This window comes from Pseudomonas sp. SDO5591_S426, from assembly GCF_054070755.1.
Genome location: NZ_JBSVXD010000156.1, coordinates 1 through 13,933, shown reverse-complemented (window position 1 = coordinate 13,933; position 13,933 = coordinate 1). Strand labels below are relative to the sequence as shown.

Sequence of the window (13,933 nt, the reverse complement as noted above, 5' to 3'; positions counted from 1 at the left end):
GTTCACACCCTTTGAACATGACATAGCAACCTGTGGGAGCGGGCTTGCCCGCGATGGCCGCGACTCGGTTCAACAGACTGATCATGGCTTCACCCCCGCCTGATCCTGCAAGCTGAACTTCTGTTTCAGGAACTTCGCCGGCGATGTGCTGAGGTTCTGCAACCACTGTTCATCCGATGCCGCCTGTTCGGTCTCTACGGCTTTGCTCTGGCCCTTGCCCGGTGCCTTGTCCATTTTGATTTCGTCGGGTTTGACCTCCGGCGCATTCTGCTCGGCGCTTTCGGTGTCTTTCTGCAAGGCGATGGCCAAGGCAAGGTTGGCGGTGGCCTCGGGAAATTGCGGCTGCAATTTCAGCGCCTGGGTGTAAGCCGCAATGGCCTGATCGAATTTGAAGCGGCGCACGTAAATGTTGCCCAGGTAGAAATACGCCTGCGGCGTTTGCAGGCGCGCGAAACTGGCCAGCGCCAGATCGAAATCGGCGGCGTTGTAGGCGGCGATACCTTTCCAGTAGGGGTCGACAAAAAGTGCGGCGGCCTGCGGGAGGTGCTCGTGCTCAAAGGCCCAGCGGCCTTGCTGATCCCGAGTGAAAAAAGCATCGGTGAGTGCATTGGCCTGCGCTGGGGTCGGTTGCCATCCGAGCCCGACAACCAGCACAAAGCCCGCCATCCAGTTCAGGCTCCAGCCCTTGCGCACACTGAAGAACGCAATCAGCAACAGCGGCCAGCACAACCAGTAGCCGGCGTCTTTCCAGTGCAGTTCGCGCTGTTCGTCACTGGCGGCCTGAAAGTGTTGCTGGGCGTGCAACTCGACCCAGTCGAGGTCGTCGTTGTTGAGGGTCAGGCTGCCCAGCGGCGCATCTACCGCAGAGGCTAATTGCTTGAGTGCGTCCTGATCGAAACTGCCCAGTTCAGGCCGTCCATTGCTGTCGGTGCGTGGCTGGCCACTGGCACCGCGGATGATGCCGCCGTCCTCGCTACCGACGGCCAGGATCAGCACTTGCAGGGCGCTGCCATCGAGTTTCTTGTCTAGATCGGCCAGCGCTGAAGTGTCTGCGCCGTCGGTGATCAGCAGCAGGGTGCCGGGTGATTTTTCAGCGGCCAGCAGGCGCTTGGCCTGATCGATAACGGCGCCGACGTCTTTGCCCGGTTTGCCGATCAGATCGGTGCTTAGCGCCTGGATGAACGTGTCGAGCAAGGCCGGGTCATCGGTCGGTGGCAGCACCAGATGGGCACTGCCCGCGTACGCAATCAGCGCGTTGCGTGCGCCGGCGCGACGCAGGATCAAGTCGTGCAGCTTGTGTTTTACCGCTTCCAGTCGCGACGGTTGTACATCGCTGGCGTCCATGGAAGGCGACAGGTCTATGGCGAAGATCAGCGGCGCGCGGTTTTCCAGAAAGTCCGGTCGATCCTGTTCCCAAGTGGGGCCGGCAGCGGCAATCGCACCCAACACCAGCAGGGCACAGACCAGATGCACCGGACGCAGCCAGTGTTGATCCTTCGGCGTGATCAGCAGGTGCGGCAGCAGATGTTCGGCAATGTTGCTGCGCAAGCGCCGTTGCAGATCCTGGCTGCGTCGCCAGAGCAGCGGCAGCAGGGCGGCGAAGGGCAGCAGCAACAGCCAGAGTGGGCGCAGGAAGTGGAAGTCGCTGAGGTTGATATCCATCTCAGGCCTCCTGCCGTTGACGGTCAACGGTCAGGCGCGGACGCAGCAGCGCGCACAGGTGATAGAGCGCGAGCAGTGCGATTGCAACGCCAAGCGGCCACCAGAACAGATCCCGTTTGGGTTGATGACTTAGGGTTTTAACTTGATGTGGGGTGAGCTGGTCGAGGGTGCTGTAGACCTGGTTCAGCGCATTGCGGTCTTCGGCGCGGAAGAAGCGCCCACCGGTGGTCTTGGCAATGTCCTGCAAGCCTTGCAGATTCACTTTGGCTTCCCCTTCGGCATTCGGGTCGCCAATGCCGATGGTGTGAATCACCACGCCTTTGGCCGCCGCCATGGCCGCTGCATGATCCGGCGTGATGGCACTGCTGGTGTCGTTGCCATCGGTAAGCAGGATCAGGACCTTTTCCTGTTCATGGGCTTGGTCCAGCAGTTTCAGGCTCAGCCCGATCGCATCACCGATGGCCGTGTTGGGGCCGGCCATGCCGATCCCCGTGTCGTCCAGCAGTAACGAGAGGCTGGCGTGATCAAGGGTCAGCGGCGCCTGCGGATACGCGCCGCTGCCGAACACGATCAGGCCGAGGCGATCCTCTTTACGCTTGTCGATAAAGCCGTGGACCACTTCCTTTACGGCCGCCAGACGATTGATCTTCTGGCCATTGGCGTCGGTGAAGTCGGTGGTCTCCATGGACTGGGAAAGGTCGATGGCGAGCATCAGGTCGCGCACCGGTTGCTGGCGTTCGATGGGCTTTTCCACGAGCACTGGCCGGGCAGCGGCCAGCAGCAGGAGCCCCCAGACCAACAGGTTCAACAGTAACTGCCAGCGATTGCTGCGGGTTCCGGCCTGGCTCGGTGCCTCACCCACCGCCCGGCTCATGGCATTGAAAAAAGGCACGCGCACGGCACTGCGCGCCTCACGGTAATCGGGCAGGTAGCGATAACCCAGCAACGGCAATGGCAGCAGCAGTAACAGCCAGGGGTAATCAAGCTGCCACATGATGACGCTCCACCCAGGTTTTGCAGGTGTCGAACAGTTGTTGACGTTGTTCAGCGGGCAGGGCGCGCAGGGTTGCTTCCGGCGCATATGCCAGCAGGGACAGTTGCTGGCCGAAATCCGCGGGGAGCGGCTGCTTGATGTGCTGCTGCAGAAAGGCTTGCCAATCATCTTTCCCCAATGCAGCAGGACCCTGTGGGAGCGAGCTTGCTCGCGATGAGGGCGGCACATTCAAAGCAGATTTCGACTGACCGGACACCATCGCGAGCTCTCCCACAGGTTTTGTGGTGTGTCTGGAGGGCATGGAAAGGGCGACGCGCTTGAGCAATTCCGGCAACTCGCGCAAAGCATTCAGATCACCACTGCGCTGCTGCAACTGCGCCAGCCGCAGCAACGCCTCGCGCCGATAACGGTCACGCCGCCATTGCCTGTAACGCCGCGCACCCAGCAGCAGCGCCGTTACCACGATTAATGCCAGCAACGCCCACCAACCCCAGGTCTGCGGCGCATAGCTGACCGGTGCCGGCAGGGCGATTTCCTTCAGTTGCTCGATGCTCGGAACATTGGGGTTCATCGCCGCCCCCCAACAAGCTTGCCCAGTTCGGCACGCAGTTGTTCCTGCGCTTCGCTGGCGGTGCTGAACATCATCAACGGCACTTGGCTGCGGCGCAGCAGTGTGGCCACATCCTTGAGCCGTCCGCTGAGGAAGTCACCCAAAGGCTGGTGCACCTGACGCCGTTCCACCGCCAGTTCCACTTGCAACTGGCCTTGGGTGATCAGCAGCCGGCCGTTCTTCGGCAGGTTCAGCGCCAACGGGTCGTAGACCTGCATGGCGATCACATCATTGTGCGCCGCCAACTGGCGCATCAGCTGTAACGTACGCTCGCCCGCGCCGGCAAAGTCGCTGACGATGCAGATCAGGTGATCGTGCCCGGCCACGGCCAGGCATTGCTGCAACACCTTGTCGAGCTGGTCTTCGCCTTCGGCGTCCGGATTGGCCGCGTTCAGTTCCTGGTTCTGCTGGACGATGCGGCTGCACAGCGCTTCGATCCGCTTGCGGCTGCGCAACGGCGCGATGCTGTCGATGCGTCGGTCGTTGAACACCATTCCGCCGACGCGGTCACCGGCGCTGAACACCATCCACGCCGCCAGGGCGCCGAGCTCGGCGGCGAGGGCGGATTTGAAGCTGCGTTGCGAGCCGAAAAACATGCTCATGCGCTGATCGACGAGGACCAACGCCGGGCGATCGCGTTCTTCGGTGAAGGTGCGCACCACGGGTTTACCGGTGCGCAGTGATGCGCGCCAGTCGAGATGACGCAAATCATCGCCGGGTTGATAGCGGCGCAACTCGTCGAAGTTCAAACCACGGCCACGCAAGCGCGAAGCGTGGTTGCCGGCAAGAATGCTGCCTTGCGGCTGACGGGCAACAAAACTCAGGTCACGGGCCTTGAACTCCAGGGCCATTAATTGCGCCAGGGAGACATAGACCAACCCGTCGGCGTTCATGCAGGAATCGCCACTTTGTCGAGCAAGCGGTCGAGCACCTGATCGGCACTCACACCATCGGCCACCGCGTCATAGCTCAGTTGCAGACGATGGCGCAGCACCGGGTGCACCACGGCGCGCACATTGTCCGGCGAAACGAAATCCTGGCCCTGCAACCATGCATCGGCGCGGGCGCAACGGTCCAGGCCGATGCCGCCGCGCGGGCTGGCGCCGATGTTGATCCAGCGGCCGAGGTCGGCGTCGTAATCGGCGGGATGACGGGTGGCGTTGATCAGGTCGATCAGATAGCGGTCGATGGCAGGGGAAACATGCACCGCACTGACTTCCCGGCGAGCGGCGAAGATCACGTCCTGAGCCAGCGCAAAACCTTGCACCGCTGCGGTCTTCGCACCGAGGGCCTGTTCTTCTTCGCGCAACAGGCGCAGCACCTGGCTTTCGTTTTCGGCGCTCGGGTAGTCGAGCAGCACCTTCATCAGGAAGCGGTCCATCTGCGCTTCCGGCAGTGGGTAAGTGCCTTCCTGTTCAATCGGGTTTTGCGTGGCAACCACGATAAACAGCTCCGGCAACGCATGGCTGTTGCCGGCCACGGTGATCTGCCGTTCTTCCATGGCTTCGAGCAGCGCAGCCTGGACCTTGGCCGGGGCTCGGTTGATTTCGTCGGCCAGGATCAGGTTGCCGAACAACGGCCCTGGCTGAAAACGGATCTCGTTTTTGCCTTCGACCTGATGCAGCACTTCGGCGCCGGTGATGTCCGAGGGCAGCAAATCCGGGGTGAACTGGATGCGGCTCATCTTTGCGTCCAGGTGTTTGGCCAGCGCCTTGACCGTGCGGGTCTTGGCCAGGCCCGGCAGGCTTTCCAGCAGTAAGTGGCCGTTGGCCAACAAGCCCACCAGAATTTGGCGGATCACCTGATCCTGGCCGAGTACTGCTTCGGCAATACTCGCTTGCAAGGCGTTGAGGTCGTTGAGTGCGCTCATGTCAGCTCCTAGAAAAACGCCAGGGTCATGTTGACCGCGATGCCGTTGCCTTCCGGACGGTTTTTGGTGTCGAACTCCGGCACCCAGCGCAGACTCAGATTGGCCTGGGCGTCGGCGAACTTGCCGGTCCAGCCCACCACCGGGCCGGCGCCCACCGAGCGCCCGCGAAAACCGCTGGTGGAGCCTGACCCGGAGTCATCATTGATCTGCTGGATGTAGCCCGCCGCAAGACCCGCGGCCCAGCCATTGCCGAAGCCGTGGGTCCAGAGTGCGTCGAGGGTGAAGAGGTCGCCGTTCTGATAATCCGTGGCGTCGTTTTCGGTGTAGAACTCCAGCCCGCTGGACAGCGTGAGTTCGCCGCCTTTGCCGTCAAGGTGGGTGAAGGCCACGGTGGGCATGAAGGTGTAGGTGTTCTGCCCGGGGTTGGCCAGGCGATTATCGTTATAGGCGCCGGTCGGTACGTAGATCGGCAGGGAAAACGAGATGTGATTGACTTCGTCGAAGTGATATCCCGCAGCGATCGGCGTCACCAGCATGTCGGCGAATTGAGTGCCGGTATCTTCCGTGCCCAGGGTCCTGCCTCGGGGGCCAGTGATGTTGGCGGTAACGTCGGTGTACTGCACCGGCACGCCGACCGCCGACGCGTAGTTCCAGCGCCCTTTGCCGGTGTCCCAGACGTGGGTGAAGTTGGCCATGGTGTAGGAAACCTTCATGTCCAGCCCGGTACTCAAGGCACCCACGATCGGCACTTGTGAATTTCCTTTCAGATCGCCGTCATACCAGATACTGGTCAGGGACATCACCCAACCGGGTTCCGGCGGCACGATCCCGGCATTGGAGAACACTTGCTGGCCGGTGATCGGCCGGCCGACCCCGCCTTCAACCGCCAGCGCCAGCGGGCTGCCGCCGACCATGCACAGCGCCAGCAACGGGCGCACTACGTAGGGCTTGATCATGACTGACTCCGCTTACTGATTTTGTTGGGTGACCGGCGTCAGCAACGGCATTTTCCATTGGCCATTGGTGACTTCCGGTTTGGGCAGGTACAGGCGCAAAATGCCGTAGAACGGGCCGCTCGGCGCGGGCAGCCAGTTGCTTTGCAAGTCCTTGGCCGGCGCTTTCTTTTGTAGGTAGAGGGTCAGCCCACCGTCAGCGTCGAGCTTGAGGTCGGGCAACATGCGCGAATTGATCAGGTAGCGATTGAGCGGGTTGGCCACCAACAGCTTGTTCTTGCCGTCGTACATGGTCAGCGACCAGAAGGCGTCGGCCGGGGGCAGGGCGCCCTTGTCGAAATGCAGGGTGTAGTCGTGTTTCGAGGCATCGACCGGTTGGCCGTCCTTGTCGACGAAGTAGCCAATGTAATTGGCCTCTTCGGCGGAGTTGCCGAAGATCCCCATGTTGGCACCGGCGTAGCGGTACAGGTAATTGCCCTTGAGGTGATCGCGGGTGCCGAAAAAATCGCCGCTGGTGACTTCGTGGGTATCCACCCTGGTTTTCTTGAACTCGGCGAATTCTGCCTTGGCGTCGCTGATACCGTCCTCCAGCGCCTTGCGTTGATCGGCGCTCAGCTTGGTCAGGTTGAATGGCTTGCCGGCTTCGATGCCGATGGTCTTGAAGCGCGCCAGCAGGTCTTTTTCCACGTCCTGGGCCGGGGCGAAAGCCAGCATGAAATTCAGGTAGCGGAACAGATCCGGGGTGTCGCTCATGGTCGGCGTAGGCTTTGGCCAGTCGACTTTCGGTGCGGCAGGCGGCGCCTTGTGTTCGTCGTAATGACTGAGGGTTTCGACCTCGTAACCCTTCTGGATCTGCTTGACCTTGGTCAGGTCGTTTTCATCGAACAGCTGCGTGCGGTACAGCGCATAGGCAATGTTGCTTTCACTGCGCAGCAGCCGATCGATGTTTTGTGGTTGGCGACCCTTCCAGTTGGGGCCGGCAATCATGAAATGGCCGCCATTGTTGCCGGTGCTGCGGGTGCCCAGGTAGGCGAAGTTTTGCGTGTAGGCATCGATCAACTGCACCGAGTAATAACGGTGCTCTTCGATGGGCGGCAGGGTCAGTACCAGCGGTTCTGCGCGCAGGTCCATCCAGACGAAAGAGTAGGGCGTGTCGGCATTCGGCGTGACGAACGCGGTGTCCTTGGCGGTGAAGGCTTTGGCGGTATTGCCGATCTGGTTGAACGGTGCCTTGAAGTTCTGGCTCTTCTTGTCCACGGCCTGGGTGTAGAGGGTCTTGTACATCTCGACCACCGGGAAGCCATACAAATAGGCTTCCTTGGCAATGCTCCGGGCTTGCTCCGGGGTAGCGGTGAAATCGGCCCACGCACTGGTGCTCAGGGAAAGCGCGAGTGTAGTGAGCAGCAGGCGATTACTCATAAAACTTCCTTATTGAACCTTTGGCGTCATTGCCCGGGTGTGATGCTGACAAGCGTCGAGTGCTGTTCGGTGTGTTGCGTGTGGGTATCCAGGTCATGAGCGCCAACACCGCAACTGACGAACGTGGTCATCAGGCTGAAGATGGCTGCGCGAATGGCAATCTGCATGGCAATGTCCTCACTTTCCAAACGTGACGTTGAGTCCGGCGTACAGCGTGAACTTCGGCAAATCATCGCCTTTGTGGTCCACGGTCCACTGTGGTTCGATAAAGACGTTGAGGACATTGGACCCGGATTTCCACACCTTGCCGCCACCCAAACCGAGGGGGATGTAATGGGTGTCGTTCTTCAGGTCGAAGGTCCAGATCCCGGTGGAGCGCAGGTACCAGCCTTTTTCCAGGTTATGGATGATAAAAGGCTGCATGGTTGCGCTTTCGACGTGAGGCCGGTCATGGTCGCCGGCAAAGGAACTCTGGTACTGCACCAGCGCGCCCAACAGGCCGCGAGGCGAGGAATCGATCGCTACGGCAGCCAGTCCTGCCTGCCATTTGCCGGTGCCGAGTTCGTCCTGATCGGCAGTGGGCGCAGTAATCATCGGGCCAACGCCCAACTGCACGCCTTCGGTCTTGAGCAGGAAGATATCGAACAGGTTCAGATCACCTTCGCCGGTGCTGTAGCCGCTGTTCGGGTCCGGGCGCGTGCTGATCGGTGCGGTGACGCGTATCAATTGCGGAACGCCAATGAAGTCGTTGGGCGCAATCGGCAGCGTGCCGCGCACCAGCACGTCATTGGTATGAATATTGGAATCGTAGAACTTCGGGGTGTAGTAATCCTGCAGGCTCATCCCCGGCGCGATGTTCAACGGGTTGTTGCTTTTGTTGGCTGTCTCGGCGTCGTCCGCCTGAGCAAAAATGAAAGGCGCAAGCGAACTCACCAGAACAACGGCGCCCATCCCCATTTTTTTCAACATGATTCCCCCGGTTCCCTGGTGGCTCATTAGATGACTCGGCACTTGTTGGCCGTTACGACGTAATCTCTTTTGGTATCAAGCCTGTAGGACACGTCTGGTTGACGCTAGCAGCTAACCGCGGTTTAGCCAGTCGAAAGGATTAATTCTTTGGTTTTGTGCGCAAAATCTCACGAGTTTTGTGTACTAAAAGGTTAACAAAAACCAGATGTCAGGCATGTCAGTGTCTGCAATCCGAAAAGCGATAAATACCTCAGGCATATAAATATGTACCGCACCTGACCTACATCCCATCGACATGCTGTGCCCTACAGACAAGGAGAGACTGTATGGCACAAAACACATTGAACGATGGATCAACAGGTGACGTAGTGATCAGGCCTGGACCGCCGGCCTCCGGCGGTGGTTCGGGTGGTGGACATGGTGGTGGTGGGGGGAATCGGGTCGGTGCTTCGGGCAATTTCGGTGGCCCGAGTGCAAAGACCATAGCCCTCAGGAAACAGGCCAATCTGGAGCGAAAGGAAAAGGAGGCAAGGGAGAAGGCACAAGCCGCAGCAAAAGCTCAACAAGATTTGGAGACGGCCCGTATCCAGACGCGGCAGCAACTGCTCGCAGGGTTGGCGCAGCGTCAAGTCGCTTTTAAAGCTGAGACCGATCGAAACTTCGCTGTCAGGTTTGAACAACTCACGCAATCACTTGAGCATGAAATTTCGGCGGCGCGTAAACCACCCGATGTTGGTGCTTCGGGGGAGCCTTGGCAGCTTTATTCCATCAACAAAATAAAGAGCCAAATCGACGGGCTCAGCGTCCGCAAAACCGCAGATCTCAATGAAAAAAACAGGATTGCGCGCTCATACGATGGACATGATCCATTCTTGCGAACTGCGACCGACTATCTGGCTCGACTGGAGCAGTTCGGCGATGCACTTGCAAGCGGTCATCAGATTTGGGAAAGCGCTTATAACGCGGCACACGAAGCCAGATTGTTGTCGGCACAGATCAATGTTCTCGGCGATAAAAACAACGCGCTGACCAGGGAGCATACCGAGTGGGTCGAAAGGCTTGCGCAATGGGAAAGGCAACGCCAGTACGCCGAGCAACGCGATGCGCGTGTTCGTTTCAAGCGGCAGGCCGATGCAGATACGCGCATCGAGCGAGTGAAGCATGCCAATACCTGTCGTTTTCCGATCAAGCAGTCGATGGCTGGTATGTCAGCCCTTGCTGTCGCCGGCAGTACGTGGGTTGCAGGCGCGGCGGATGCATTGGCAATCGCCGTAACCCGATCGGTGGTTTTATTGACCGAAGCAGCGGTTACGCTCACTGCCGGTCAAGTTGCGATATTTGTCGGAGGAATGGCTTATCCATCCGAGCTGGGTAACGGCGAGCTAACACCTGAGCAACGAGCTCGCTTGTTTCATGCTGTTGCCGTACCGGCGCACACGCTGGAGCTTCACGACAGTAGAGAGTTGCAAACAATCGCTGACGCGGGCGGCTCGGCGGAAGTGGAGTACCGGCTGAAGCCGTTAGCGACAGACGAGGGCGCTGCAATCATCGCCACCAAAACCGGAGGCGAGATTGATTCGCGGGTTCCAGTGGTGAATGCATCGCTGGATCCGCTAACCGGTGCATACACCGCTGAAATCCCCGGTTCCCCAACCCGTTATGTGGAGTTCACGCCGGACACTGCACCTCAAGCGCAGCTGCCCAACCAGACGCCCTTGGCCGTCACGCAACCACAGGTTCAAGGCATACCGGCCGGTGTCGATTGGCGCATTCAGGATTGCATCGTTTGCGTTCCTGGTCTTGAGCCGATTTACCTGTCTTTCGGCGTTCCACCCATGGGGACGGGAGTCGTCACGGGCACAGGTCAGCAAGGGACCAAAGACTGGTGGAGTTCGGCTACTCAGCCTGTGGGTGCCGCCATTCCGGCGCTAATCGGTGAACAGTTCCGGGGTCGGGAATTCAATTCGTTCGAGGCCTTCGACGAAGCGCTCTGGCGAACGCTGGGAGAGCATCGCGAACTTGTATTGCCGTTCGATGAGTTGAATAAAAAACGCATTGAACAAGGTTTTGCCCCTTATGCGCCGAAAAGCACATGGGTCGGTGAAAACCGCGAGTTCGAACTGCGGTATCAAGAACGTCCGGAGTTCTGGACCGATCCTTTCAATCTCGACCAAATCAGCATCAAGGTGCCGAACAGTGCCGAAGGTTGGATTGGAGTCGCGCCTGCGGTTGTGCCGTGGCCGATTCCGCCTGCCAGCACATGGAAGCCGTTGGTGCCGCCGGGCAGTGAGCAGCTTGGTTCGACGACATCGCCGATCACGCCAATCGATCCGTTGGTTTATCCCGGCAGCCCGGCCATCCCCGTCCTACCGCCAAACGAGACGTTTCCGGCTGTTGACGAAGGGGAGATAGGTGCGAGTATTCCTGGGTATCCGGGGGATATGGAACTGCCTTCGCCGGATGCTCTGTTTCGTGATCGGCGGGATGATCCGGGGGTGGGGTCCGGTTTAGGTAAAGCGGTTTCGGGGTTATGGTTGGGTGAAGCTGCACGAGGGCTGGGGGCACCTATTCCTTCGCAAATTGCGGATCAATTACGGTCGCAGGAATTTCGCAATTTTCATGGGTTTAGGCGTGCCTTTTGGAAGGCAGTAGAAGCGGACCCAGTATTGAAGGCTCAATTTTTGCCGTTCGATTTACACTTGATGAGGCGTGGGAAAGCTCCTATCGCATTATTGCCAGATAGGAATGGAGGACGAGTTAAATTCGAAATACATCATCTCGAAGAAGTGGCACAAGGGGGCGCAGTTTACGATATGGATAATATGGTTGTGATGACGCCAAAGCGGCATATTAAGCTTCATGGAAAAGAGAACTGATAATGAATTTTAAAGAGAAATTTGAAGACTACACAGAGGCAGAGTTTTTTGATTTACTGAACGCTATTTATAAAGAGCGTAACGATTTGTCTGATGATGCGTTTGATTCTTTTGTAGTCAAAGGTATCTTGCATTTTGAGGCTATTACGGAGCACCCGGAGGGAATTCATGGTTTCGATAGTAGCACTCCGGAGGAGTTGCTGAAGGCAGTTAAGGACTGGCGCGCAGCTAATAATAAGTCCGGCTTGAAGTCCGAATAGCTCGCGTTAGCCATTTGAATGGCATCTGTACATATTTGTATGAGCAGATGCCATTGTCTTCAGACGTTCGTCAAAAAACACAGGAAGTAATCAAGGATGGAACTTAAAGCATCACTCAAGGAATACACCGCATCGGAATTTCAGACACTGGTCAACAAAATCTGGGCAGTCGATTTGCCCAAACAGGACCATGATGAGTTGATCAACCATTTCGACCGGATCGTCGGTCACCCCCAAGGGGCGGATTTGTTGTTTTATCCGGACGACAGGTTCAGTTCCAACAGCGCAGCGGGAGTTGTACAACTTGTCAGGGGCTGGCATCAAAAACAAGGTATCGCTGCGTTCAAGGAAGAGGCCTTGCCCGTACTGTCTCCATCGCTACCGATGAGCCCTATCACCCGAGGCTACGCCGAAGTGCAAAGGATTGCTGCAGATGTGGCTGTCTCGGATCAGGCGGTTGAAACTGCGTTTGCAGCGTTTGAGCAGAGTACTTCGCACTTGCGAAGTGAGGCAGGTGCCCAATTGGATATCTCTTCTCAGGAATCGAGCATCCGCACGCTCGAACGAACTCAGCGTGAAGCGCTTAATACCATCAGAAAATTCGCGTTCTGGAAGTGGCGCATTGAGAGCGTTAAACGTAGCGTACAGAGCAGTTTGAGGTTTGCTCGGACTGATCAGGGACAGTGGCAGAGCATCGCGTATCAGATCAACGCAACTTACAATCAGTACCTTGCGCGGTTGACGGTTATTAATCCGCGTCATCAAAGGGTTAATGAAGAGGCTGAATCATTGTTGAACATTGCGCAGGAACAATTGATCAGTTCACGTCAGCTTGCAAAACTCGGTCCGGCTCATGTGGCTTTCGTGATCAACGGGATATTGGACTTTATCGACAATCGTCCTGCCGTGTTGCTACAGGGTGAACCCTCGGCGCTGGAGTTTTTGCAACAGGTTGAACTGCAAAAATCCCTCCGCTCGGCGGTGGCTGAATTTACATGGCAGGACGCTTCCGGTACTTCACGGAAAACAATCGAGCGCGCGCCTGTTCTGAACTTCGGATTTTCCAGTCGTGCAGATACCCAGGTCTTTGGCCTTAGCGTTCCATTGTCCGAGTTGATGCCTATCGAGGGTGAGGCTTGGCAAAGCCTCGCGCAAAGCGGGGCTGAAGTGGATGTTCCGTTCAGGATGGGCTCCACAGTTGTTACGGTCGCACCAGGCTCTCAGCTCTTGGGGATAGAGGGCGTCAAGTCAATGTCGCAGGTCTATGTCGCTGCGTCTCAGGCAAGTAATTCAACACTCAAGGTGCCGGTGAAGTTGGCACGCCAAGAACAAGGCGCACAATCGTTCAGTTTTACCGCTGATGGCACTGCGCCGGTTACGATCTGTTGGTCCAATGCGCCTTCTCTTGGAAACAGTCAACTCCGAGACCCGGCACAATCGAATCGTTTGAGCTTTATTCAATCACCACCCGTGCCAATACTTGAACCCTTGAGTGATAACAAAGGTGCTCATTTTGACGACTACATCGTGGTCTTTCCTGCTGAGGCGCGACTGAACCCCGTTTACGTCATGCTTCGAAATCGACAGGAATACCCGGCTTAACGGGTGAACGTCGAGCGTACGACCACGTCCATGGACGAATAGAAAGTCCAGGACGTGATCGCGTGATCAACGTATGGCTTCCTTGAAGGAAGTATTCAGCACTTGTTCTTCAGCCCAAACACCCGTTCCTCCTGCTCACGCAATTCCGGTGTCAGCTCCGCCCCGAAATCATCCAGCTCGAACACCTGACGGATCTCGATTTCAGCTTCAGTGCCTGGCATCGGGTTGGGACAGCGTTTGAGCCATTCGATGGCTTCTTCTTTCGAATTCACCTGCCACAACCAGTAACCGGCGATCAGTTCCTTGGTTTCGGCGAACGGGCCGTCTATTACCGTGCGTTTATCGCCGGAAAAGCGCACGCGGGCGCCTTTGCTGCTCGGTTGCAGGCCTTCGCCGGCGAGGAGGATGCCGGCCTTGGCCAGTTCTTCGTTGTAGTTGCCCATGGCTGTGAGCAGTTCTTCGCTGGGCATGATGCCGGCTTCGGAATCCTGGCTGGCCTTTACAATGATCATGAAGCGCATGGTGATGTCTCCGATGGATTTGAAGATTTCAGTTGTAGTCGTTTGATGGGATGCGAATTCGACACGGGTTCAAAAAAAGTCTCTGACGGGGCTGGGGCACCACATTCGTTGTGGGAGATCTATGTTGTATGTGCCGCCGTCATCGCGGGCAAGCCCGCTCCCACATCTATGGATACCCCCATTTCTGCAATACTGTT

At 57.8% G+C, this 13,933-nt stretch carries 13 protein-coding genes; 3 read left to right on the top strand and 10 right to left on the bottom strand.

The window, feature by feature from the left end; translation table 11 throughout:
• Positions 1-81 precede the first annotated feature (81 nt).
• Genes ACW9JC_RS23355 through ACW9JC_RS23315 form a run of 9 tightly spaced genes read right to left on the bottom strand, consistent with a single transcriptional unit; the run spans position 82 to position 8,477 of the window.
• Complete coding sequence (locus ACW9JC_RS23355) at positions 82-1,662, bottom strand: VWA domain-containing protein (protein ID WP_457457914.1); 1,581 nt, start codon at positions 1,660-1,662, stop codon at positions 82-84.
• Between the two features lies 1 nt (position 1,663).
• Positions 1,664-2,656, bottom strand: a complete 993-nt coding sequence (locus tag ACW9JC_RS23350; RefSeq protein ID WP_457457912.1) for a vWA domain-containing protein — start codon at positions 2,654-2,656, stop codon at positions 1,664-1,666.
• The gene (locus ACW9JC_RS23345) at positions 2,643-3,227 is read right to left on the bottom strand and encodes a DUF4381 domain-containing protein (protein ID WP_457457910.1); all 585 of its coding nucleotides are present in this window, start codon (positions 3,225-3,227) and stop codon (positions 2,643-2,645) included. The genes ACW9JC_RS23350 and ACW9JC_RS23345 overlap by 14 nt, the downstream gene beginning before the upstream one ends.
• Positions 3,224-4,159, bottom strand: a complete 936-nt coding sequence (locus tag ACW9JC_RS23340; RefSeq protein ID WP_457457908.1) for a DUF58 domain-containing protein — start codon at positions 4,157-4,159, stop codon at positions 3,224-3,226. Before ACW9JC_RS23340 ends, ACW9JC_RS23345 begins: the two co-directional genes overlap by 4 nt.
• Positions 4,156-5,136, bottom strand: a complete 981-nt coding sequence (locus ACW9JC_RS23335; RefSeq protein WP_448107732.1) for an AAA family ATPase — start codon at positions 5,134-5,136, stop codon at positions 4,156-4,158. Before ACW9JC_RS23335 ends, ACW9JC_RS23340 begins: the two co-directional genes overlap by 4 nt.
• 8 nt (positions 5,137-5,144) lie before the next feature.
• Complete coding sequence (locus ACW9JC_RS23330; protein ID WP_338580696.1) at positions 5,145-6,092, bottom strand: SphA family protein; 948 nt, start codon at positions 6,090-6,092, stop codon at positions 5,145-5,147.
• A gap of 12 nt (positions 6,093-6,104) precedes the next feature.
• On the bottom strand, positions 6,105-7,508 hold the full coding sequence (locus ACW9JC_RS23325) for a DUF1254 domain-containing protein (RefSeq protein ID WP_457457905.1): 1,404 nt from the start codon (positions 7,506-7,508) through the stop codon (positions 6,105-6,107).
• Between the two features lie 26 nt (positions 7,509-7,534).
• Positions 7,535-7,675 (bottom strand): hypothetical protein, encoded by a 141-nt coding sequence (locus ACW9JC_RS23320; RefSeq protein ID WP_457457903.1) that lies wholly within the window; start codon positions 7,673-7,675, stop codon positions 7,535-7,537.
• 10 nt (positions 7,676-7,685) lie between these two features.
• A complete protein-coding gene (locus ACW9JC_RS23315; RefSeq protein ID WP_457457901.1) occupies positions 7,686-8,477 on the bottom strand; it encodes a hypothetical protein in 792 nt (263 codons plus the stop codon).
• Between the two features lie 326 nt (positions 8,478-8,803).
• Here ACW9JC_RS23315 and ACW9JC_RS23310 point away from each other — a divergent pair, with 326 nt between their 5' ends.
• The 3 genes from ACW9JC_RS23310 (at position 8,804) to ACW9JC_RS23300 (ending at position 13,215) form a co-directional block, all read left to right on the top strand.
• A complete protein-coding gene (locus ACW9JC_RS23310; protein WP_457457899.1) occupies positions 8,804-11,353 on the top strand; it encodes an S-type pyocin domain-containing protein in 2,550 nt (849 codons plus the stop codon).
• 2 nt (positions 11,354-11,355) lie between these two features.
• A complete protein-coding gene (locus ACW9JC_RS23305; RefSeq protein WP_457457897.1) occupies positions 11,356-11,613 on the top strand; it encodes a bacteriocin immunity protein in 258 nt (85 codons plus the stop codon).
• Between the two features lie 96 nt (positions 11,614-11,709).
• Positions 11,710-13,215 carry a bacteriocin immunity protein gene (locus ACW9JC_RS23300; RefSeq protein ID WP_457457895.1) on the top strand — a complete coding sequence of 502 codons (1,506 nt, stop codon included), beginning with the start codon at positions 11,710-11,712 and terminating at the stop codon, positions 13,213-13,215.
• 95 nt (positions 13,216-13,310) lie between these two features.
• Here the strand turns inward: ACW9JC_RS23300 and ACW9JC_RS23295 are convergent, their stop codons facing one another.
• Positions 13,311-13,736, bottom strand: a complete 426-nt coding sequence (locus ACW9JC_RS23295; protein WP_457457893.1) for a YciI family protein — start codon at positions 13,734-13,736, stop codon at positions 13,311-13,313.
• Positions 13,737-13,933: the final 197 nt, after the last annotated feature.